Genomic DNA, 23,895 nt, shown 5'->3' on the forward strand with positions numbered 1-23,895 from the left:
ATCTGTTACAGCATAATAAGCAAATCATTAGCTCTTTATGGGCTAATGATTAAAAAGTCACTTACTTATTTATTACAACCAAGAACTGAAAACATGAAAACGTTTAATTTAATTTCATCTAGCCTCATTAGCATTAGCCTTCTATTTTGTTCGACAAACGGTCATACCAATACAGTGAATCAAACTGTGACCAACTCTCAGCAATACAACAAAAACTTAGTCAATGAGTGGGTTCAATATAAATTTATCTATGCTGAATTAGAACAACAAGGCGCTGCAATGCAGGAGCAAATCATTCAACAGCTAGGGACTAAAACCAAAACCGGTGGTAGTAGCACGCCAGAACAACAAATCAATAAACTGGTTGCTCTAGGCAAACAAAAATTTGAAAGCATTCAACCACAAACAGTTGAAGTGAAAAAACTTCTAAAACTACAAACCGAAAACGTTGAAATGATGGCAAAAGTCATGCCGAATCATTTCAAATTAATGTCTGACAAAGAAAATACTAAAATTGACACCAATGCACATTTTGAGCAATTCATGAAATTTTCAGCGACAACGGCTGCTGCCAATAGCTATGATTTGGAAGTTGAAAAATTAGTCATGCAATATCTCAAAGACAATCCTTTAAAATAGTCTCAAGCTAATCGCAATAATTTAATGAAATAGAGCCTTGCTAAAAACAGGAATCTCAAGGGACAATATATCCATTGAAATTGTATGTATTTAGCTATGGCTCATTCTCTTGACATCCTCGGCGGCATCAGCGCTGAACAATTCCTTGCCGAATATTGGCAAAAAAAACCATTATTGGTTCGTAATGCACTCCCTGAAATTACCCAAATACTTGAACCGAAAGATGTTCTTGAATTGGCTTTAGAAGATAACGTCACTGCACGTCTCATCAAACAAAAAGATCGTGATCCTAACCAATGGACAGTAAAATCTTCTCCACTACTTAAAGCCGATTTTCAAAAAATGCCGAAACTGTGGACTTTATTGGTTCAAGCTGTCGATCATTATTCTTTTGACCTAGCCGAGCTATGGAAGCAGTTTTCATTTATTCCGCAATGGCGTCGTGATGACATCATGGTGTCGTATGCACAAAAAGGTGGCTCTGTCGGGCAACATTTTGATTTTTACGATGTATTCCTCGTACAAGGCTATGGTCACCGCCGTTGGCAATTAGGTCAGATGTGTGATGCAGATACTTCATTTGTCGAAGGTCAACCGCTTCGCTTACTGCCAGAAATGGACGTTCATTTTGATGAAGTGCTTGCTCCCGGCGACTTACTTTATGTGCCACCAGGCCTGTCACACTATGGCGTAGCTGAAGATGAGTGTCTGACGTATTCATTTGGCTTCCGCATGCCAAATGTCACTGAAATGATGGATCGAGTGACAGACAAATTCACAGACAATCCCCTACTTAAAAATCCATTAACTGATATTTTACGTGATCAAATCAGTGCGATTGGCCAAGTGACTGAAAATGAACTTGAGTATTTAAAAGAAAAGTTATTTGAACAATTGCAAAATTCAACCGTACTTGAAGATGCAATCATGAGCTTAATGTCAGAACCTAAATATCCTGACAATATTCCTGAAGCCGAAGAAATCGGCACTGGTGATCTTGAAGAGGCCTTAAATCAAGGCTATCAACTCATGTTAGAACCGGCTTCACGCTTACTATATACAGAGCAAGACGGTGATATTTTGTTTTGGGCAAATGGCGAAGGAATCTGTATCTCAGACGAATTTGCAGTGCATTTAAAAACCATTGCCGATGGCCAAAGTCTAGCGCTAGACGAATCTTTATATGATGCTGATATCTTAGAAGATATTGCCATGCTATTAAATGAATCTGTGCTGATGCTCGTCCCAACGGAAGCTGAATAAACTCAATAAAAAGGGAGCGTCATGCTCCCTTTTTATACTGCTGAATAGCATTATTTTCGCTTTCTACGATTTAAAAAATCTTCGACTTGATCGGCTTTTTTTTCCACGATGACGTGATAAACCCATACAATCAATAACACCAGTCCAATAAACCACAGATAGCGCATTACACCGTATTGACTACCTTTGCCTTGCCAAATTTGTAATTCAATACTTTGAAACTCCACATTCCTCGACTCTAACAAACTTAGTTGACTGGTCATACTATTTGGATCAATGACAGCATTGACTGAAAAAGGTGCACCGTCCATAACAAAAATAAAATCTTGTCCTGCATCCAATGTTTCTAATCGTTCAACCTGATCAATACCTGCATCCATTTGCATGAGATTGCTTGAGGTTTGTTGAATAGCGGCATTGTAGTTATCAATTTGAAATTTTACAGATACCTCACCACTGGTCATTGCCCTACCTTTGACCAACAAGACTGCACGATATGGGTTTTGGCTCGATGTCGCCGTGTAATCCACTGCAAATTTTTTAGTGTTTAATGTATTTGTATCGCTTTGACTTTCACTGAGTAATTGTTGAATTTCTTCGGTACTTAACACCGCATGCTGGAACAAAATCTGCCCATACTCACCTGATTTAGGCGCATGATCCTGCGAACCACAAGCTGCTATAAAAGTGACACAGCAGAACAATGCAATGCGCTTTAGATGACTTAATATCGAATTGATCATCATTTTTATTATTTCAACATATTATTTTATGCAGCTGATTTTAAATTAATTTCTGTTTGAATAATGGTACAGCCTTGCTGAGAATGAATTTTGAAATTTCCGCCTATACGCTCCACACGCATTTTCATACTTCGCATCCCGATACTCATGCCATGATTTGAAACACTCTCAACATCGAAACCTACGCCATCATCTTCAATAGTTAATAACAATGCGCCATTCTCGAACTGTGACAGCGTGACATTGACATGATTTGCTTGGCTATGTTTCACAATATTGGTCAGGCTTTCTTCAATCACTCGTATTAAAGTCAGACACTGAATTGCCGTTGGTTTGATCGCCCACTGCGAAGGAATACACCATTTGGCATTCATTTCCACTTCATCCATCAACTGACTAAAGCGATGTCGAACAGGTGCGATCCAGAGCAAAGGTGAATCTGGCACTTTACTGTCTAAAGATGATCCACTATCAATAATTTGCCTTAAATCATCGCGCAATAATTTCAACATCGACAAGAACTGTCTGTTTGGAATATTACTTTCACACTGATCAACCAAGATCATCGAGCGCACAATAGATGCGCCCAGACCATCATGCAGATCATGTGATAATTTAATCCGTTCCTGTAAGCGTACATTACTCAGTTCAAGCTGATGTTTATCATTCAAGCTACTGCATAATTCATCACTGACTTTCTGAACTTCAAATGCCAAATCATCATTATATTTTTCAATTTTCTGTATATTCCGATTGAGTCTCGCCCCCAAGATCACCACGATAAATAAGGTAATAATCGGTGAGGTAAATGGAGATAACGGTGTAAAACCATGTTTTGGAAAGAGGGCCAGTACTGTGATGTCTGCAATGACCATCACAATAATCGCAGTCAAACAAAGTGCTAATAAAGTGTAGTCTCTACGTTTTTCTTTAAAACTAATCCAGCAAAGATAAATGTAAGTGATAAAAAAGAGGCTGCAATATAATAAGAAAATGAGGCTCGAAATTTCCGCATTTCGCTCAAACGGCCAGATACATACCACACCAATCAGTGCAGCTGTCAGCATGGTAAACGACAGTTCAATGCGTGGAAATTTACGCCCAAGAAAGCGCAAGATATAGATACTAAAACACTGAAAGTACAGCATTGCAAAAATCAGATTGGCTTTGGTGGAAAATATTGAATCTGGGTACGGAAAGGTTTCAGTGGTCAGTGCATTACTGAGAAATAAAATCCACAACACCGTTGAAAGCGCAAACCAGCCAAAACTCGTATCACTGCGACGCATCAACCAAATAATGAAGCAAATTAGACCCAAGACCCCAGAAAGAAAAATATTTAATTGTAATATGGTTCGACGAGTCCAAGTGGCTTCTTCGGCCTGCTCTATTGTTGCCATGACATTGTTAAATTTAACTGGTCCTAATCCTGCATTTAGACTCGAGTAGCCATAAACATAGATCAAGGTTTCATTATGATCATGCTTGATTCCACTTATCGGTAAAATCCAATAGCGTGCAACATTCCAACTTTTAGAGACCGGTTCTTGAAGATTTTTATTGGTCCACAGCAAGTCGCCATTCAGAAAGACTGAACCCGTATTAATAATGTAATCAACATATAGTGCGATGGGTTCTGCCAAACGCGCATTATTTTTACAGTACCAAGACCAGTCTAATTTATACCAAGCACCACCTTGATAACCCTCCCAGTCTTTATCTTCTTTCCAACGGTCAGGTAATTGCGTGGTTTTCCATCCAGTTCTGGGTAATTCTTGATTGGATGGTGTCTTCACCCGTGAAATGCTATTCACAGTTACATTACATTGATCATTTACAGGGAAAACTTGCTCTGCATGACTCAAGCTCCCCCATACTAAACAGAGGATAAATAAGAAAAAATATCCTCCTTTACGCATTATAGAATACCCATAGATCTTGCTGTACTCACGGCTTTGGTTCGTTTCGTTACGGCTAATTTTCGGTAAATATGTTTAATATGGCTTTCTACGGTATAGCGTGATACAAAAAGCTGTTCAGCAATCTCACGATTACTCAAACCTTGAGCAACCAAACATAAAATTTCTTTTTCACGACTGGTCAGCAGGTTTAAATCTGCTTCATCGGCGACTGTTTGTTCTGGACTTGGTGCTTCAGCTTCGGATATTTGTTTTAGGATTTCTCGTGCAATAAATGGGTCAATCGGCGCCCCACCACGTAAAATACTCCGAATAGATAAAAGTACTTCAGCATCATCACGTTCTTTTAATACATAGCCTGTTGCACCTGCTTTAATCGCAGCAAATAAGCTTTCTTGTGTACTCCATGCAGAGACAACCAAGATCATAGTATTACTTTCGAGGGAACGTATTTTTTCAATAATTTCGATACCACTGCCATCAGGCAAACCTAAGTCAACTAAGGCTAATGATATCGGTTGTGTCTCTACGGCTTGAATAGATTCTTTAACATTTTTGGTGAAGATAAGCTCTTCACGCTTATAACCCAGCTCCGTCAAAATTTGACGTAAACGTAATTGAATAATTTCCTCATCTTCAACGACAAGCACCGGTACGGGTAGTATGACTTCTTGTGGTGACATGATTTACTTCCCCCGAAAAAATGAAATGTCTTTTACATTAATGAGTTTAATCCTTTTAGGATATCCCTATAATTAAGTAAATTTCTTATTTTTAATAATTTATTCTAATTCAATTGATGCAGCTATGATGCATTTTTCTTCTAATTTTAGACCCATTTATCATTACAATATGTGTATAGCCATCTGTCTGACTATACACTGCACTTAGCTTAAACTTGAGTAAGATTAGCTCAAATATTGCTTTTTCAGATATTGCACAATTTTTTCAGATTCGAAAAGTTCAACACCAGTATTGGGATCTTTCAAATATGGCACTTGAATATTGTTCCCCATGATTTTTAACACTTGTTCACGCTTACCACCTTTCAGGGGTACATATTTACCAGGTTTTAAGCGCATTACCGCTAATCCCTGATCTTGCCAACGTTCCTTAGCCACATTATGAAAGGTATATGCCAATTCCATTTCAGACAATGCGCTACGTACGATGCGTGTATATGGACTCGCTTCAAAACCCCATAGTTCTAAGAGTTGACATGGAGCATCACGATGAATGACTTTACGGTGCACCCACACGCCTTGAGCCCCATTAATTAAGGTTCCAACATAGGCAACATACGGAATTTTAGGATAATTGGCATACTTCTTAGGAGTCTGACCTGTTTTGCCATAATGTTTAAATAGATGATGAATTATTTGCTGAGATTCGTACAAACGATCCCCAGTATTGTCATCCACCAAGAAAGGGAATTGCTGTTTTCCACCTAATTTCTGTACCTCTAAACGGTACTTTTTAGCCCCTTTGGGACATGGGTAAACCTCATAATCCAAATTAAGTGTGGTCAAAACTTCACGCACACGACGACAATAGGGAGACCCTTCAAATTCGTACAGTTTAAGGGCTTTTTCAGGTTGTTTCGGATAAGGCGTCCCATTTGTACCACGTCCGCCCTCTGCTACGCCTGAGAGCAACGCTTGCGCCACTTTTAATTGATGCAACAACATACTTTTTTTCCTTTCTTTTTTTATTTCGTATTTTTATACATCAGCCGAGAGTCCTCAGCTGATGTTTGTATTTTCTTTTTCACATTTATATCGTCATGTATGAGCAAGAATTACGCTTTCATTCCACGACTAAAAATTCAAGTACGCTTATAAAGCAACCAATTGCTCTTTTGAAACAACGATGCCGTTATTGTCAGCATAAATAAAATCACCAGACTGAATGTTTACACCACCAAAACTTAATGGAATATCTGTTTCACCCACGCCTTTGCGGTTACTTTTTTGTGGAATCGCAGCCAAAGCATGCACACCTAAATCAAGTTCTGCAATCGCATCAACATCACGCACGCAGCCATAAATAATGACACCATTCCAATGATTGTTGACTGCAGATTCAGCAATCATATCACCCATCAAGGCACAGCGCATCGAAGCGCCACCATCCACAACCAATACTTTACCCGTACCATCGGTTGCCAATAATTCTTTAACACGAGAGTTATCTTCAAAACATTTGACCGTCACCACCTGACCGCCAAAACTTTTTCGTGCACCATAACTTTGAAAGAATTTACCATCCAAAGACGGGATCACCACTTGTAATTCTTTGTCTGGATGATCATCAAGTAAATCACAAGTGACGAATGGAACTGTAGACACGGTATTTCCCTCATTTAATTGTTAGTATGCGTAAATTATCATAAATCTCGAACTTTTCAGTCTGAGTTTGTGCCGCCTCGACCATAGTATGAGCCACTTGCTGTGCTGTCACTGGCTTAAATTTGAAACGATCAGGTACAAAATGCGAAAAGCGCATATAAAGTTTCTGTGTCGCATCTTCTAAACGTCGAGATTCATGACGTTCACCAAGTAACAGCGAAGGTTTTAATATCGAAAGTTGATTTAACTTTAAGGTTTTTAAATAATATTCCAATTCCCCTTTGACTCGATTATAAAAAAATGCGGAATTGGCGTCAGCGCCCATAGCACTGACAATGATCAATTGTGTATCTGTATATTCTAATAATTCAGCAAAATGCGCATTGATGCTAAAATCAATTTGATAAAAATGATCTTTAGACCCTGCTTTTTTAATGGTCGAGCCTAAACAACTAAAGGCATGACTATAATCTCTCACATCATCCTGAGTCAGAGAAAGAAAGTCACTGATCACCATTTGTTGAACTTTTGCCAGTCCATTCAGTTCATGGTCACGCTGACGTACCACAGCCGTAATATTCTTACATCTTGCATTTTGACTGAGCTGACGAACCAATTCCCGCCCGACCAATCCTGTTGCTCCGATGACAATCGCATTCTCTATACTTTTAGTCATTTTTCATACAATCTCAATCACTTTAGACTAATCTAACGTTTTCTTTAAAATTTTTCTGCATCTAAAATGTTGTCAAAGCATGTCAAGACTTGACTTAAGCGCTTAGTTTAATCACAATATGGCACTTGTTTACGGGCTGGTGATAGTTCTTCTGATGTTGGTTTTCAGATGTAATTTCAGCCCGCCCAGACCAATCTATTTCAAGGAGTGCACGAGTGGCAAACTCTGCTCAAGCAAAAAAACGTGCTCGTCAAAACGTTAAAGCACGTCAACACAACGCAAGCTTACGTTCTATGGTTCGTACTTATCTTAAACGCACAGTAGCTGCTATTGCTGCTGGTGATTATGCTGTCGCTACAGAAGCTTACAAAAAAGCTGTTCCTGTAATTGACCGTATGGCTGATAAAGGCATCATCCATAAAAACAAAGCTGCTCGTCATAAGAGCCGTTTAAATGCACAAGTTAAAGCTTTAGCTAACTAATTTGTTGCGATAAAAAAAGCCCTTTTTAGGGCTTTTTTTGTACCTATAGGTTTTTAAAAGCAAAAAAATAAGGTCCTCGATGGACCTTATTTTCTATTTACAGATTATTTATTAATCAGTTTCATATTCGTCGCTGATAAATATGTCCATAATAAGTTTTGGCTTGCTGTCAAATTTGTCCAACGTTGATTGCCACCATTGGTACAGCTATATCGAATTAAATCCGCACGGTTATTTTGCAAACGTCCCGTATTTAAATCCATACATTGACCACTTTGACGAATCGTTGTAGTCGCAGGGTCCATGGTCCAAATTTGGTTGGTTTGGTTTAACACGCAACGTTCTAGCGTCACTTTAGCTGAACCACCGTTGCCTGTAATACATTGATCTGGATTTGACTTACTGTGTATACGACCAATGGCATCATATACCCACTGTTCAGTATCATCCGCCGTACAACCGCTTGGGCCACTGATGTATAAATTTAATGTTCCATCAGTTAAGGTTTCAGATTTCAAACAGTTGTTACCATTTTTGATCAATGTTGCCTGCTCAAACATACCTTCTTGAGTGACTGAAAGCTTTTTCATAAATGCTTCGAGCGCGCTTTGCGCCTCGGGTACTTGATTGGTTAGGTCTTGTGCATACACATTCATCCAACGATTTAGTCGGTATGCTGTGTTTTGTTGCGACTCATAACGGGTTAATTGCTGACGCGCCACACTATTCATCAATGACTTGTCATTTTTATATGACTCATACAGCATTTTTTCAGTTGGATTAAGAGCAACAACAGCATTTGCAGCTTGCGCTTCCAAAGCACTTTCTAATTGAGGAAGTTCGATAGCACGCAAAGCACTATAACCATGCTGACGTCCAATTTTGACGGCCGGCTTGATCGCTGTGCTGTAAACTGGAATATCAATATTTGCTAATAATTTGGCTTCTTCACCTGCTTTTTTACAATATAAATTGACCTTCTGTGGTTGATCTGCCAAAGCTAAATTGACATGCAGTTTATTGGCATTACTACCTAGTCGTACAGCTGCTAAAGCAATATTGTTGACTTTATTCGTGTATTGCACATTCAACCAACATGCCGCTTGATCCAAAGCGGTATTGGCAGCATTTAAGTCATACACATTACCCCAGTTTGAACGTGCCGCAGGATACAACAAACCAACTTGATTGACTGGATCATAGCCCCCTAAAATGGTAATTACGGGCTGACCAAAGCCCCGTGGTCGTGGATAATTTTGATCTGCGTTATACCAAACCGGAGCCGTAGAATTTGGCATCTTCGGTTGAGCGACTTCCATTTCACGAGTGGTTTTATTCCACTTTTTGTAGCCGGTAGGTGATGTTTCATCCCAGACATAACGGTCAAAGTGCGGTTGAATTTTCAGGAATGTGCTGTAACCCGTATAGTGTGTGTAGCGTGATACATTACTATCAGGATACCCGCCGGACATGGCATCTTTTCCGTACGGGAACAAATTTTTAAAATTTGGGATACCATTCGCTCCATCCCACTTCCATGTCGCCGTCCATGATAGATTTCCGCGCATTATATTGCGATTGGCAATATAACCCCATCCACTGTCCGCATGATGTGCAGCCCAAAATAGATTGTCACCTACCTGACCAGGGTAATGTCCTAAACCATAGTGATGGCCAATTTCATGGCTAAATTCATTCCCTACAGAATCATAAAGCGTGAGCATGCCATTACCACCACTCAGTCCATGAGTATGCACACCATTGGCATAGTTCCCCTTCGTATGATGGACAACTACTGTTTGGGTTAATTGTGGCTGACTTTGATTGGCCATAGATGCACTGGTAATACCCCAGTTAGCAAGGTTTATACCAACACTAAAGGTTGATTTACCGACATCCTCACGCATGTCTCCTGCATAAACACCACCATCTCCGGCACTTTTACTGTCATAAATAACACCTGAGGAAACCATTGCACGTGTTAACTGCATATCATCATATTGTGCAACGGTCATTTCTGCTGCAGGAATGGTTTGGAAATAATCGGTACCCGCTTTTTCAGGCTCAAGCAGCATATAGTGACCGGTAGAATTTGGCTTATCTGCCAACATACCAACACGGATATTATTTAAAACCAATTCACCTGGTGCAGCAAAATCGATTTTATCCTCAGCCAATTCACCGCTGACTTTATTTGCGTCAATAAATTTTAATCTTAGACCGGGTTTAACTTCATCCCAATTGAGCTTCGTGGTCCACGCGCGTTTACTGTACCAAACATCTGGACGACCTCTTTGCCCACTCTGGTCTGAAACAGGCATTTGCGTCGGATCATCCAATGTCGCGGTACGAATTAAGCGATTGTTTTGATAGATTTCTACTTTGAGTTGCTTGATGTTTTGCATATCAAGTGTTGGCGTCACGATAAGCAGCGCTTCTTTTTCACTGGTTAACCGTGGCATTTTCTTGGCTTCGTTCGCATTCGGATCGACGACATGACTTTGACCAAATTGAACTTGCGCTGAAAAGTTGCCGACTAAATCATTTCGTATTTCACGAACAGCATCATTTGCATCGTAGTCATAAAAGCCAATACTGGTATCATCGACTATGTCTTGGGTCGGTTCTGGATAACTGGCAGTTGATGCAGAGCCACCTGAACTATTACCACCGCCTCCACCACCACAAGCAACTAACATTAATAACACAATACAAATTGATAATTTGTTATATGAAAAATCTATCACACTTTTCACTACTATTCCCCAATTAGCCACAATAAAATCCAATAAAGAGACTTACATAAAATATATAAATCAATAATTTATAACAAAGTTAATGCTATTTTCTTTTTTTTAATCATTCAATTGCCGTGTTTTGTCACTTATTAACAATTCAAATAAAATCTAAATATTTTGTATTGGTAGAATCATTATTAATGTGACAGGTATTTCACTTTTCAACTAAAATTAAGATGTAGACCTGTTAATACAATCGTATATTCCCGACAGAAATTGTCAGGATATTTTTAGAAACTTTGTAAATAAAAATTTTAAGAAATGGCTTAATCCCATATATTTTTTATGGTATTTTAATTTTCATCCTAGGCAGCCATTGCTGTACAAATGAAAAGAGGGATAAAAATGTCGATTAACCAATTTTTGCCATCATTAGAAAAATTTGCAGAAGCAGAAAATCAATATATTGAATATTTTACAACTAAAGGTGAAAAAGACATTTTAGGTAAAGTCATTTCAAATATGAAATCGACCGCTGAGATTCAAGCCTCTCAAGGTGTAGACTCATGGTTAGCATATGGCGTGTACTTACCAGCTGTAGAACGTATCTTTGCACTGCATCAAGGGGAAACAGAAGCTGAATTTTTTGAACGCACACAATATCCAGCTGAACTCGTGCAAGCGTATAGCATTAAAGATCATGACATTGCGACTTTGATTGCCGCTGACAAATATAGTCGAATCCACCAACAACATCTCCCTGTCAATACTAGCCGCTGGCCTTATAGTGACGACGGTTCAAGTATTGATTTAAATCAATACCCTGCACGAATTAAAGCCAATATTTAATCTTTTATTTAATGAAATACTGAAACAGATAAAAAAGGCATCCGCACATGGATGCCTTTTATAATTTTTTTATTATTAGCAAAATTTCTTAAAGTTGCTGTTCAGCTTGCTGAAATTCACGAATATTTAATTCATTTAGTTCACCACGCCAAATCCATTTCAGTTTTGACTCAAGGAATACATCTCCTTCAAACCAAACAAATAAACCTTCCATCATTTTAGGCCAATCTTCGCGTGTCACGATATTTTTACCTGAAATAATGGCAAGAATTGCAGCCAAAATCGTGTCATGACTCACCGCTAGACTCAGACCATAATCATTGGTTGGATGAGTGTTGTAAATCAACTCCAAAACATCTACCACCCCATGAATGGGCTGTTTCATACCCGGCAAAGCATTATTCACAAAACTATTGATAAAGCCCAAGGCACCTTGCTTTTGAAAATATGGTCCTGCTTTTTTAATATCCAGCACAAAACTTCCCGGCTCGACCAATAATCCTTGTTCAATGATCTCGATATGGTGGGTATTTGGCTCAATCGTGACGTTATCTGCACCTTGAATCATCAATGCTGCCGTATCCACACAGCGCTGAATTGGACTAGAAATACAGTGTTGAATAACACGATCGGTATTTTCAACCAAATAGCTACCCCACGCTTCGGCTAAATCTCGTCCTTGATGGGTCAGTTGTAAGTCATAACCGGCCAAACCCTGTCCTTGTACAACTTCACGAATGGAATGACGTGTAAACAATGTTACAGGCGTCTTTTCATCCGGCAATAAGTCTATTGCTTTCAGCATACTAGGAGGGAGCAAATCTAGGGCCATAATTGACAGTTCTTATATGCAGGAGATTTAACGGAGTGTGCAGACACTATAGCATGAACCCGATTTAGCTCAAGTTTTGTCAGGCATGTTTGCCAAAGCATTTAAGGCCAATTCTTTCATTTCGGCATTTTTAAATGCAATAAATCCACCATTTAATAAAGTCTTGCGCTGGTTATATAAAAAAGCGCGACCTTTAAAATCAACCAAACCACCACCAATACGCTCGATTAAACATTGTCCAGCGCTCGTATCCCATTCACAAGTCGGATGAAAACGCGGGTAAATATCCACTCGATCTTCTAACATCATACAAAACTTATATGCACTACCAGCATGGTATGCCTGATAAGGACTAAGTTTTTCTAAAGCGTCTAAATAATCCGTATAAATCGGCTTATTTTTAGCACTTTGACTCAAGCCAACGTGTACGACATTCTCTACAGAGGTTTGAACATATTCATACCATGTGGTTGACTGGCTATCATATTTCAATGGAAATCCTGCAAAAGGACAAATATATACACTATATTCCCCCGGAATTGCCAATATGGCAAAGGTAGTATTAGCACCCTCAACCAAACTCAGATTAATGGTAAATTCAGGTCTTTTATGTAAAAACTCTTTGGTACCATCTAAAGGATCAAGCAGCCAAAATTTTTGCCATTGCATACGTTCAAACTTGTCACCTTCTTCTGACAATACAGGCAAGTTAGAAACTTTGGATAATGCTTGAGTAATATAGCTATTTGCACGATAGTCAGCTTGCGTTACAGGTGAATCATCACTTTTATGTTCCACATCAAAATCCGCACCTGAGCAATAACGCTGATATTCTTCTCGCAAAATTTCGCAAGCTTGTGTCACAATGGGAACCAACTGTAAAATCAGTGGGTCTTGCGGTGCTGTTGTTGTTTTAAACATAGAATACCTTTATATGCCAAATTACTCAGAAAAGCCGACGATCATTTTCGATATGGACGGATATCTCAATAAACCATTAATTTAAAATATTTATTTATAAAAAATACTCTAAAATAAGTTTTTATGTACACAATCTTGTACACATTTAATTATCTGCTCTGATTAAGTATAAGCAAAAAGAACTAATTTAATACTTTGAAATTATATAATCTAAGTATTACTAATGAAGTGGTAGCAACACATGATCGATATGAAAAAAAATAAAAAGTACCTCTCTTATGTAAAACAAGAAGAGGATCTTGATTACTGGGAATTGTCAGAAGTGAATTTTGTAGATCATTCAGGTTGGTGCTGGACCAATGATTATGAGAAAGCCAAATATTTTATGAGCGTTAGAGATGCTAATATTTTTTTGGCGAAAAAGAAGGGTGAATTTTGGGAAGGTGTGGAGATAGTTAGTGAGTAATTTAAAGAAGCCCTCATCGAGGGCTTTTCTTTTAATTATCTTGTGCAGCATACTTCAAGTTATCTGCTACCCGATTCGTCCAACCTTTGCCGTAGGTAGGCCATTTACTAAGTGAAGTGTAGAACTTCAAACGTTCAGCAGTCAATGATAGCAATACATCATTAAGATCTAATGCATTCACCGCTTCAATTGTTTTCGGGCCAATAATACCGTCAGCGGTGACGCCAGCTACTTGCTGTAATTCAATGATTGCTCTGTTCTTCCCTGCATTAATTGCGAAATCCCAAAGCTGAAAAGTAATAGCAGAATGCAGGCCATGACCTCCCAGCTTGTCCCACCAATCCTTTTTATAAATCTGCTTTGCTTGAGCTAGACTTAAATTTTTAATATCAAGGTTTGGATATGTATTTGCAGCTAAACCGAACTTAGTTCCTTTCAGTGTACCAACACCCACTTTGCCGCCTGTCCAGTTACCCGGATCTCGTTTATCTGTGCTATATCCACCTTCGTGCCCGACCAGACGATGAAATGCTTCGTCAAATGAAATTGAATCTGCAAGGATGCTGGCAAAGCCTAATAATGTTGGCTCGGGGTGCAATTCAGGTTGATATTTCTTTTTGCCGAAATAACTCAAAATTGGCAAGACAACTGATAGAAGTACGGTGTGGTATTCGGCTGGTATCACTTGCGTATCCATGCCTTGTTGTAAAACTGTAGGTAGCAAACCCAATATAATAGCCCCCCATAACGGCCACTTTACTGATAAATATTTCAATGGATTATCTGATATTAATTTCATTTGTTGTCCTCTCGATGACTCTGCATAACTGCTACGTCTTGCTTTAGCTGATTAATTGAATTGATCGTCCATGCACCGCCTGAAATCGCTACACCAAGAACAAACCCCATCCCCCAACGCAACATTGAAATAGCGCCTTGATGGATATGATTCTGCTGTTCAAGCGCTTCTACTTTGACGCGCTGCTGTTCAAGTGCTTGGTGGTAACTTTTATTAAGCGTGTTTGTTTCAATCAGCTGCTCTGATACTTTCTGTAGCTTTTCAGCTACTTCATTTAATTTTTTCCACAATGCAGTACTTGGTTCATTCACTGCTGCTCCCCTGATTTTTTGACATTAAAAAAGCCCTAGGCTTATTAGGCGCTAGGGCTTGTGGTGGTTTGTTGTGTAACTAAAAAACATTCCACTTTTAATCTTTAATCTATAAAATCAGGCAGATTTTATAGAAAAACACAATATATTATGAGTTCAAACTTTAGATACGATATAAACGGCCTTAGAGCTTACGCCGTAGCCTTTGTTGTTCTTTTCCATTTTAATATTTTTGGTTTCAGCGGTGGTTTTGTCGGCGTTGATATATTTTTTGTCATCTCTGGTTTATTGATGACCAAAATTATTGTAAAAGGTTTAGAAAAGGATTCTTTCAATTTTATTAAATTTTACTTATCAAGAGCTAATAGAATCATTCCTGCACTTGCAGTATTAATTACTATTATTGGAGTAATTGGCTGGTTTACTTTATTGCCTCAAGAGTTTAAAGATTACTCTCAACACTCTATAGCTAGTCTAAGCTTTTTATCTAATATTCAATATTTTAGAGAATCTGGATATTTTGATGCCGTATCTCATGAAAAGTTACTCTTACACACATGGTCATTATCGGTTGAATGGCAGTTCTATATAATTTTACCTATATTCTTGTTTATAACTGGAAAGTTGGTAAAGAACTTAAATAGTTTAAAAATTGTATATTTAATTGGTTTTCTATCGTCCTTATTACTATCAATTTATTTCACAAAAAACTACGCTTCAGCTTCATTTTATCTACTTCCCACACGTGCATGGGAAATGATGGCAGGCGGCTTGATTTTTCTTTACTTTGATAAGATACAACTCAAAAACCATACTAAAAATGTATTAGAAAAAACGGGATTTATCTTAATCTTTTTATCATTATTTTTATTCACTGGGAAAACTTTATGGCCTAGTTACAATGCACTTGTTCCCGTTATTGGCACTTTTTTAATACTATTAGCAAATAATAATTCTTTCTTTACGAATAATAAAGCTGCTCAGTTTCTAGGTAATACGTCGTATTCTATCTACTTATGGCACTGGCCAATAGTTTTTTACTTAGCTTATTTTGAAAAATCTAGCAGTATATTTTTCAGCTGCTGTGCAATAATTTTATCAGTAGTTCTCGGGTGGATATCATATAAATTCATTGAAAATCCTACTCGTAAATATTTATCAAATCTTTCAATTTTTAAAAATTGTGCTGCAACTTTAATATATATATTTATTCCGATAGCATTACTTAGCTTTATATATGTAAATAATGGCTTACCAAATAGATTAAGTGAAGATGTAAAACAAACCACTACAAAGAATGCGGAACGTAACCCAAGATTTAATGAATGCCAACCTTCCTCTGGATCAAATCTTCCAGAATGTCACTATGGTAAAGGTGAAATTAAACTATTGGTTATTGGTGACAGTCATGCTGAAGCTATGATGCAAGCTGTGCAAAGCTCATTGCCTGTGGAAAGTGCAGCCTTAGACTGGACATATTCTGGCTGCCCTACTGTTAAGAATATTAAGAAAATTAATAGCCCTGATTTCAAATGCGATGAAGCTATTTCATACTACTTAAAAAAATCAGTTAGCAGTTATCCCAATGCAAAAGTGTTAATCATTAATCGAACAAATGTTTTATTTCATGGCGCAGCAGATGGAGACCCTACTATTGATAAACCTATTCGGTATATTTCTAAACCATCAGAAAGCTATGATCAAAATTACCATCAAACAATGAAAGCTGCTCATATTGAAACACTATGTGAATTTGCTAAAAATCATGAAGTATATGTTACTAGACCTGTTCCAGAATTCCCTGTAAATGTTCCTAAAGTTTTAGGGCATAGATTAATCCTTAATAATAAAGAGAAAATTACAATTTCTAAAGATGATTACATGAGCAGAAGTAAGCTTACTTTTGAAGCGCAGGATGAGGCTAATAAAAAATGTGGTGTACACATCTTGGATACAACAAAATACTTCTGTGATGAAGAAAAATGTTATTCAGATAAAAAGGGAATACCACTTTATTTTGATGACGATCATTTAAGCGTTTATGGTGCTGAACAGCTAATTCCTTTGTTTAAAGAAGTTTTTAAATAAACTCTATGTTGTACATCCCTTAGCGGGATGTACAACATAGAATGGCTAGGGTTCGGTACTCTCTTGATCATCAATATTAGTAGATGATTCATTTAACCGGATATCAATCCAGCGACCTGCAGTAATATCCACAGGATTTTCCAAATCAGCGACAATAGAAGCGGTTTCAAGATCAAACTTTTTCTTATAAGTTTTTACTGAAATATCACCATTTTCTAAAGTTTCATAGACCACTGAAAATAGGACATTACCATTTGCATCTTTAGGTGTTTCGATATACCAGCCCTCTTGAGCAAAACCGCTCGATCCTTTGATGAGATAGTTGCCAACATCTAGTTTTTCAAAAGAAATATTCTGCTGCTGTGCTTCATCGTTGTGTTCGATCTTGTTTGCATATAACTGAATAATTGGTGATGCAGATTTAATAAATCCGTTACCATCTGTCGCTGTGTTCCCTTTGTGCAGAACTTCATGCATCGCCCAAGCACCAGATGCCACGGTGTTATGTGTAAATCGCAGATACGCTCTTCTTTCTAGTGGCGCTAATAGAATCTGAGCAATTGCCGAAGCTCCACGCGACATGGACAAGCCAACTGAATATTTTGGAAGTAAAGCCGTTGTAGCTGCATTTTCAGAGCGTACAAAACAATTAATATCTGGTGTTAGGGCTGTTTCATCAGCGATAGAGAAAACATTTGTTGTGCTATTTCCTCCCAGTCCAAAATCTCCAACTTTTGTAACTCTGCCTGCTGTTACATCTTGATGTGTTGTGGTTATAGTTAAACCTAAATTTGTCCGTGCTATTGCTGCTGTGGTTGCACCAGTTCCACCTTTAGTAACAGGTAAAGCTGCAGGTAGATTTGCATTGCCTGTACCCGTTCCACCTAAAAATGCATAAATTTCATCGTCATTTGCTTGTAGTTTGGCCGAACCTGTTCGGAACGTATCACCGCCTGCACCAGTAGGTGCTGTGCCTTGATTAATTGTTTGCTTAGCCATATTTTTCTCACAAAAAAACCCCAACATGTGAGGCGTGAAATTGATTTAAATCAAAGGTAAAAGACTTGGGTGAATGTTGTTGAGATTCGCCACACTAATCCACCCACTTTAGAGATTTGGTATTCGCCAGCTTTTACTCGGACTTCACCATCTAGTAGTGAGTCCCACAAGAAAGAATCAGCGCCTTTATGCGCCTCAAAAAAGGCTTTAATTTCTAAAATTTCGTCCTTTTTTGCCGTACGCTGATAGGGCCATTGCCCAAATCTATTGTTAATACCAACAGAGATGTTTTGCTCATAACCATCCCCAAATTTGCTTGAAAGCGTATTGAATGATGAAGTTTGAGCATTACCCTCTAAGTCTTGGCACCATGTGAATTTTTGGTTGCTCATATATTGCGTCCAATAAAAAAACCACCCGAAGGTGGTTTAACTTTTAATATTACTAGCTACTCTTCATCAGAAACATTCATGGCTGCATATTGAAAAGCATCAGAAAACTGTTGGGAGAATTTTTCAGCAAGTTCAGGACTAAGAGCTTTTCTAAAAACAAACTCTTAATCCTTCATAAATTCTTGAAATTCCACTAAATCAATAACACCCTTCTGAACTAGAAATTTAATAATGCTGTAATTCACAGCATTTTGAATTACAAAATTACCCTGTATATCGTCTATTAAGTCGCTCACTATCGGCCTCTTACAAAATTATAAATTAATCCACCTTGGCGCATTTCCTTTCTAGTGAAGGTTTCCATCATATTCTGAAAACCTTGAGCAAGTTGCTTTTGTCCTTGCGTATCTACTTTAGCCGATCCATCTGTATTTACAATAATCGTTTGGGATACTTTTACATCACCACCTGAAACATTATTTTCTTGCTCAATCGCATCTACAGTTCCCATGCCTACACGGTAAGTGTCTTTAGGGTTTACTAGGCCGCCGTCTGAATATTGGTTTGGAAGCTTTCCAGTAGCGTTCATATAATTCAGAGCATCCAGGCCTAAACTTTTAACCGCCGCTGTTTTAAACATAAACTCGCCATTAGATGCCATGATAGGAATCTCATCACTCGTTCCTGTCCCTTTTCCTGTAATATGTCCGCCAGTTGCAAAGCCTGCGATGGTTTGGGCTGCAATCATTCCAACATTTGCCATACCCATACCCAACGTAACGCTTGCCGCTGTTTGCTTACTTATAGGGTCAAATGTCCACGGGCTTGCAAGAACTTGGTTATATGCTTGAAAAGCATTGATAGTTGCTGAAGTTATCGCAAAAGCTTGTTGAGCCAAAAACATACCCTTGTAAACACTAGACTGCTCCCCAACCGAATCTTTAATAAGTGAGGTCATACTAGACCAAGTTGAAGATGTTGCAGATAAGAGCATACTCATTGAGTTTAGTGATAAATCCTGTTTATCTCGCTCATACTGACGCATTGACTCCAAAGACTGCGACTCATACTCCTTTTGCTTAATAAGGCCATTTTCGTACATGTCGTTGATGGCTTGTTGTCTATAAATAAAGTCCCTGTCAGCACTCACATCTTCACCAATAGCAGTCTTGTAGTTAAGTGTTGTATTGATTAAAACATCACCCTCCTCCTGCTTTTGATTGAATTGAGATGCAGATAACCTGCGGGCCTTTTCTCCATCAGAAATATTCGCAGTCTTGATGATTTCCTCTCGCTCCAGCTCATAACGCTTTCTAATAGCATCCATTTCTGGATACATCGCCTGTTCAGCCTGAAAAATCCGCTGCTCTTTGGCAAGTTTGATGAGGCCGAGTTCGTGTTGGTATTGATTTTCGAGCGCATTAATAGCGATCTCTTTATTTTTCTCGGTTATTTCCGAATTCTGATGAAGTTGTAAGTTTTTTATATCATAAGAGTATTTAAGCTTTTGCTCTTCACTCATTTGAAATTCATTAATTTCAAATTGTAGCTGAGATAAATAAATTTGCTTTTCATAATATGCGCGCTTATTTGCTGCCTCCAAGAATGGTTCCGGATTGGCAAAATTCGCCTTGCGAATTTCATTTATTTCTTTGGATAGACTTAGTTCAATCTGCTTCTCTCTATCAGCATAAGCATAAATGTATTGCTCTCTTAGATTGCGTTGTTCTTCATCTGCGCGATCTGCTTCTTTTGCATCCTTCCGATGTTGTGACAAAGCTGCACTCGCTGCTTTAGCCGATCCTCTCTTAGCATTGGTAATTGCATCCTCAGAGGCTTGTAGTTTTTTATTTGCAGCAATATTCATGTCAATAATCTGAATATCTTTTGCTGAAACCTTCCCTCCATTTTCAAAGGCTGCTTGTGATGCCATTTTTGCACGCTCAATATTCCAACCTTTAGCAATTAGCTTGTTGGTCATAATGGTCTGTGCGGCACCCTTCTGTAGGTTTGAAATGTACTTGGACTGTGCATCTGCTGCTGCGTTCGCTGCATCAGCATTGTTATACATAGCGTTGGTATTATCGTTTACTTTACCAACGGCATTAGATGCAGCATTACCAGATAAAGTAACCTGCTGACCTAAAGTTTTTTGAGCATCTGCATTTTGCTGTGCTTTAACCCTAGCCTCCTCGTAACTCTTAATTAAATCCAAACCTTGGGATTTTTGCTCAGGTGTTAATAGTTTTAGTTTGTTTAATCTCTCGATAGCATCAGCTTGTGACATCAATCCTTTGTGCACCTGATCTGAGATTTCACGGACCTCTTTATTGCCAGCATTCGCATTTTTAACTGTGCGAATAAAGCCATTAAACGACAAGTTCAACTTATTCAATTTGTCGTTCTGGTCTTCAAATGATGCTGCCAAATCATCTTTAGCAACATCAAGCTGAACACCTTTTAGAGCCAAAAGTTCTTCCTTGGTCTTCTCAGCTACCTTGCCTTGTTCTTCAAGTTTTGCATTTGCTTCTGCTGTGCGTTTTTGAAGATACATGTATCCTGCAGTTAATGCAGCCACACCGATTGTGATTGCACCAATTGGGCCGCCAACCAAACCAAGCAACATAGCTCCGCGTGAACGGCTAGCATTTAGTGCATTTTCAGCAGCAGTTTGAGTGACTACGGCTGCTGTGCTCTGCTTAATGGCGATGTTGTGTGCAATTTCCGCTTGAGTCAATCGCATGGTTGCCGCTGCACGTGCTTAGCGCGTTGTGGCACTATTAAGCTCCTGACGAGCTAGATTGATCTCAGTAAGTGCTAATGCTGCTACTTGACGAGTACGTTGCACCTCCACCGCAGCCAATTGAATCTGAGATTGCAGGGCTGCTGTATCTGCTGCGCGACGTTCCAGAGTAGCAGAGATTGTTCCGCGAATAGCCACTGCTTGAGCAAGAATGGTTTTGGTAAGTAATGCCGCACCACCAACCATGGCAATGCCTGCGATAGCATCAAGGTTATTCGCCAGCAATTGAATTCCATTAGCTAGAGTGGTTGCAGCACCCGAAGCTTTACCAGCTTCACCTGTAAATTTAGTGACTTCATTGCTTAGCAGCTGAAGCGACTGACCTATTGTCACATCGGTTTTTGCAAATAATTCATCTACTGATTCTTTTGATTTTGCTAAGGCATCAACGAGAACTTCACCAGTAATTTTACCTTCAGCAGCCACAGAGCGGAGTTGCCCGACTGTAATACCCATACCCTGAGCAATTGCTTTGGCTAAAGCTGGCGTTTGTTCAAGAATCGAGTTGAGTTCTTCACCACGCAATGTACCAGAGGCCAACGCTTGACCAAATTGAGTTAATGCTGCTTCAGCTGCTTGAGTGCTTGCACCTGAAATTGCAACAGCTTTCGAAACTGTTTCTGTTAATTCGGCTGTTTTAGCCATATCAATTTTTAGTGTTTTCGCATTATCACTAAAGCGCTGATATACCTGAATCACAGAATCCCATGATTGGTAGGACTTTTGAGCAATAACGAAAGTATCACTCATTGCTAGATTTAATTGCTCTTGTGACTCTGTAACTAGTTTCAACCTATTTTGCATGCCAGTATAGGCATCCATTTTTGCTACTGCCGCACCAACAGTTAGTAGTCCTGCCATGTGCCCAGCAAGTTGACGGGTAGCTACAGACACACTATCCATAGAGCGCGACGCGTGTGTGCCGTTTCTATCAATATTTTCAAGCTCTCTACCAATGGCTTGTGCGTTGCGTAAAGCATTGCGGGAGTCAATCTCAATCACTAAACGGCTTAGTTGTGTGGTCATTTTGCTTTCCTGCAGGCAATAAAAAACCCCGCATAAAGCGAGGTTAGTTTGATTATATTGACTAGAGCTTTTTGTACTCTTCTAGCATCTCATTGTATTTTTCAGTAAATCCAGTTAAGTCGGTTTCACCATCTTGATTATATTCATAAGGCCATTCTTTATATCGCGTGTAAGCAACTTTCCCTTTTTTCATTTGCTCAATAACTTTTTGCGGAGTGTTGCTCGATCCTTCATAGCCATAAATTGGAGCAATGTTATCAATTTTTATGACGCTCTGAGTGCGTGGAAAGTGATTTCGACCAATATAAACACTATGTCGTCCGCCATGTATTCCCACTAATAGTGCATTATATGGCTTACTTAACGTACAAGATTTAGTACCACTAAACCTATCTTTTGTGCAATTTAAATTCCAGTCTTCAGGTTTTGGTTTTGTTGTGTATGTATTCTTATCCACAACAAAGTTTCTATATTCTGCATCAGGGTTTTCCATTGAGCTTAAGATGGAATTTCCATCCCGGTCTTTTAGTGTGTAAAGGTCGTTAGCAAATGCGCTAGAGCCGCCCAGACTTAATAGCAATATAACAACCGATTTCATACCCACCCCAAATATATAATTTAGAACAAGATACTAATTTATGTACAAAAAAACCACTCCGAAGAGTATTCTTTGAAACTCTAATCGGCACCAAAAACCAAACTACAATGAAGATATTTTATTTTTAGCATCTCCCATTGCCTCTTGAAAGTTTGAATTAATTTTTTGTTTTAAATTTATTTGATCACTAAGATCATGGCGATTCGAATCAAACAAATCTAGACCAAAATCTGCTCTAAAACCTTTGTATATGGTTCCAATCAATCCAGAAATATTGTCAAAGTAGTCCAGTAGATACATCGCTAGTTTATGTTGCTCATGAAATAATAGCTTTACCTTTTCTGAACTCTCCGCGCTAAGCTCTTGTCCCAATTTAATATTCATTAAATATTCTAACTTTGCTTCTTCTCCAGCTTTAGCGTTATAAGATTTAGCACCCCCGTTATCAAACCACTCAACTTTTTTACCAATTTCATTAATTTTTTCCATCAGTTCATCTAATTCTCTTTCAATTTTAAAGATTGGTTCCTTCGCAGTTAAAATATAGTTTATGAGATAGCGGAAGTGAGCACTTAAATCAGCAACCTTTATTGATATATCCATATCACTTATTAGCTCTAATTTTTTCAACTTTTTTGTTTGTTCCCTATGAAAATCATTAAACTCATCAAGGGATGGTGCTGTTGCTACAGCTCCTAGCATTGCCTCGAAATCAACAATCGAATCAACAGCTTCTAAGTATATTTCTTTTCTAAGGTTAAATTTTCGTTCTCGATCTTTGTCCATTAAATCAAAATTGATTTTTTTATCACTATTCTTTGAGTTGTAATAATTCGTAATAATTACACCAGCCAAAGCTCCGAACAAGCCTAGCAGGCCAGTGATTAGCGCTGAATTTAATTGAAGGAATGTAGATATACCATTCATCGTTAGCCTTAATATTTTTTAAGAATCTTTAATATATATCGTTTGTAGTAACAAAAAACCACCCCGCAGGGTGGTT

The 23,895-nt window shown here is 38.4% G+C and carries 23 protein-coding genes; 6 read left to right on the top strand and 17 right to left on the bottom strand.

Annotation, left to right across the window (positions count from 1 at the left end):
• Positions 1-93: 93 nt before the first annotated feature.
• Positions 94-639, top strand: a complete 546-nt coding sequence (locus AC25JC_RS00390; protein WP_180022725.1) for a hypothetical protein — start codon at positions 94-96, stop codon at positions 637-639.
• A gap of 96 nt (positions 640-735) precedes the next feature.
• Positions 736-1,902 carry a ribosomal protein uL16 3-hydroxylase gene (locus tag AC25JC_RS00395; protein WP_486923243.1) on the top strand — a complete coding sequence of 389 codons (1,167 nt, stop codon included), beginning with the start codon at positions 736-738 and terminating at the stop codon, positions 1,900-1,902.
• 50 nt (positions 1,903-1,952) lie between these two features.
• Here the strand turns inward: AC25JC_RS00395 and AC25JC_RS00400 are convergent, their stop codons facing one another.
• The 6 genes from AC25JC_RS00400 to AC25JC_RS00425 all read right to left on the bottom strand — a co-directional run bounded on the left by AC25JC_RS00400 (position 1,953) and on the right by AC25JC_RS00425 (position 7,588).
• Complete coding sequence (locus AC25JC_RS00400; RefSeq protein ID WP_486923244.1) at positions 1,953-2,648, bottom strand: hypothetical protein; 696 nt, start codon at positions 2,646-2,648, stop codon at positions 1,953-1,955.
• Between the two features lie 23 nt (positions 2,649-2,671).
• Positions 2,672-4,510, bottom strand: a complete 1,839-nt coding sequence (locus AC25JC_RS00405) for a sensor histidine kinase (protein ID WP_486923245.1) — start codon at positions 4,508-4,510, stop codon at positions 2,672-2,674.
• Positions 4,511-4,563: 53 nt separating this feature from the next.
• Entirely contained in the window at positions 4,564-5,247 is a 684-nt protein-coding gene (locus AC25JC_RS00410; RefSeq protein WP_078188703.1) for a response regulator transcription factor, read from the bottom strand.
• Between the two features lie 225 nt (positions 5,248-5,472).
• A complete protein-coding gene (locus AC25JC_RS00415; RefSeq protein WP_486923246.1) occupies positions 5,473-6,252 on the bottom strand; it encodes a glutathione S-transferase N-terminal domain-containing protein in 780 nt (259 codons plus the stop codon).
• 147 nt (positions 6,253-6,399) lie between these two features.
• Positions 6,400-6,912, bottom strand: a complete 513-nt coding sequence (rraA, locus tag AC25JC_RS00420) for a ribonuclease E activity regulator RraA (RefSeq protein WP_180034795.1) — start codon at positions 6,910-6,912, stop codon at positions 6,400-6,402.
• Between the two features lie 10 nt (positions 6,913-6,922).
• A complete protein-coding gene (locus AC25JC_RS00425; RefSeq protein ID WP_180115776.1) occupies positions 6,923-7,588 on the bottom strand; it encodes an NAD(P)H-binding protein in 666 nt (221 codons plus the stop codon).
• 215 nt (positions 7,589-7,803) lie between these two features.
• Here AC25JC_RS00425 and rpsT point away from each other — a divergent pair, with 215 nt between their 5' ends.
• Positions 7,804-8,070: a 30S ribosomal protein S20 gene (gene rpsT / locus AC25JC_RS00430; RefSeq protein ID WP_078188707.1), complete on the top strand. Its 267-nt coding sequence runs from the start codon at positions 7,804-7,806 to the stop codon at positions 8,068-8,070.
• Between the two features lie 104 nt (positions 8,071-8,174).
• Here rpsT and AC25JC_RS00435 read toward each other — a convergent pair whose 3' ends face one another.
• Complete coding sequence (locus AC25JC_RS00435; RefSeq protein WP_486923247.1) at positions 8,175-10,769, bottom strand: M66 family metalloprotease; 2,595 nt, start codon at positions 10,767-10,769, stop codon at positions 8,175-8,177.
• A gap of 444 nt (positions 10,770-11,213) precedes the next feature.
• Between AC25JC_RS00435 and AC25JC_RS00440 the strand changes: the two genes are divergently transcribed.
• Positions 11,214-11,657, top strand: a complete 444-nt coding sequence (locus tag AC25JC_RS00440) for a hypothetical protein (protein WP_486923248.1) — start codon at positions 11,214-11,216, stop codon at positions 11,655-11,657.
• An 88-nt stretch (positions 11,658-11,745) separates the two neighbouring features.
• Here the strand turns inward: AC25JC_RS00440 and AC25JC_RS00445 are convergent, their stop codons facing one another.
• Entirely contained in the window at positions 11,746-12,489 is a 744-nt protein-coding gene (locus tag AC25JC_RS00445) for a histidine phosphatase family protein (protein ID WP_078188709.1), read from the bottom strand.
• Positions 12,490-12,558: 69 nt separating this feature from the next.
• Positions 12,559-13,410 carry a 3'(2'),5'-bisphosphate nucleotidase CysQ family protein gene (locus tag AC25JC_RS00450; protein WP_180115778.1) on the bottom strand — a complete coding sequence of 284 codons (852 nt, stop codon included), beginning with the start codon at positions 13,408-13,410 and terminating at the stop codon, positions 12,559-12,561.
• 241 nt (positions 13,411-13,651) lie between these two features.
• Between AC25JC_RS00450 and AC25JC_RS00455 the strand changes: the two genes are divergently transcribed.
• Positions 13,652-13,876 carry a hypothetical protein gene (locus AC25JC_RS00455; RefSeq protein ID WP_486923249.1) on the top strand — a complete coding sequence of 75 codons (225 nt, stop codon included), beginning with the start codon at positions 13,652-13,654 and terminating at the stop codon, positions 13,874-13,876.
• 31 nt (positions 13,877-13,907) lie between these two features.
• On the opposite strand, the gene AC25JC_RS00460 is transcribed toward AC25JC_RS00455, so the two are convergent.
• Both AC25JC_RS00460 and AC25JC_RS00465 read right to left on the bottom strand, forming a co-directional pair.
• Complete coding sequence (locus tag AC25JC_RS00460) at positions 13,908-14,423, bottom strand: glycoside hydrolase family 108 protein (RefSeq protein WP_486923346.1); 516 nt, start codon at positions 14,421-14,423, stop codon at positions 13,908-13,910.
• Between the two features lie 248 nt (positions 14,424-14,671).
• The gene (locus AC25JC_RS00465; protein WP_180115781.1) at positions 14,672-14,986 is read right to left on the bottom strand and encodes a hypothetical protein; all 315 of its coding nucleotides are present in this window, start codon (positions 14,984-14,986) and stop codon (positions 14,672-14,674) included.
• Between the two features lie 150 nt (positions 14,987-15,136).
• On the opposite strand from AC25JC_RS00465, the gene AC25JC_RS00470 reads away from it, so the two are divergent.
• Positions 15,137-17,074 carry an acyltransferase family protein gene (locus AC25JC_RS00470; protein ID WP_486923250.1) on the top strand — a complete coding sequence of 646 codons (1,938 nt, stop codon included), beginning with the start codon at positions 15,137-15,139 and terminating at the stop codon, positions 17,072-17,074.
• A 45-nt stretch (positions 17,075-17,119) separates the two neighbouring features.
• On the opposite strand, the gene AC25JC_RS00475 is transcribed toward AC25JC_RS00470, so the two are convergent.
• From AC25JC_RS00475 to AC25JC_RS00500, 6 genes are all read right to left on the bottom strand, one after another.
• Positions 17,120-18,073, bottom strand: coding sequence for a phage tail fiber protein (locus tag AC25JC_RS00475; RefSeq protein ID WP_180115783.1), 954 nt, complete (start codon positions 18,071-18,073; stop codon positions 17,120-17,122).
• 50 nt (positions 18,074-18,123) lie between these two features.
• A complete protein-coding gene (locus AC25JC_RS00480) occupies positions 18,124-18,465 on the bottom strand; it encodes a phage tail protein (RefSeq protein WP_486923251.1) in 342 nt (113 codons plus the stop codon).
• A 295-nt stretch (positions 18,466-18,760) separates the two neighbouring features.
• Entirely contained in the window at positions 18,761-21,208 is a 2,448-nt protein-coding gene (locus AC25JC_RS00485; protein WP_486923252.1) for a hypothetical protein, read from the bottom strand.
• A gap of 18 nt (positions 21,209-21,226) precedes the next feature.
• Entirely contained in the window at positions 21,227-22,294 is a 1,068-nt protein-coding gene (locus AC25JC_RS00490; RefSeq protein ID WP_486923253.1) for a tape measure protein, read from the bottom strand.
• 61 nt (positions 22,295-22,355) lie between these two features.
• Positions 22,356-22,892, bottom strand: a complete 537-nt coding sequence (locus AC25JC_RS00495; protein ID WP_486923254.1) for a hypothetical protein — start codon at positions 22,890-22,892, stop codon at positions 22,356-22,358.
• A 102-nt stretch (positions 22,893-22,994) separates the two neighbouring features.
• Positions 22,995-23,819, bottom strand: coding sequence for a hypothetical protein (locus AC25JC_RS00500; RefSeq protein WP_180115787.1), 825 nt, complete (start codon positions 23,817-23,819; stop codon positions 22,995-22,997).
• Positions 23,820-23,895 lie beyond the last annotated feature (76 nt).

This window comes from Acinetobacter sp. P37 (genome assembly GCF_057480965.1).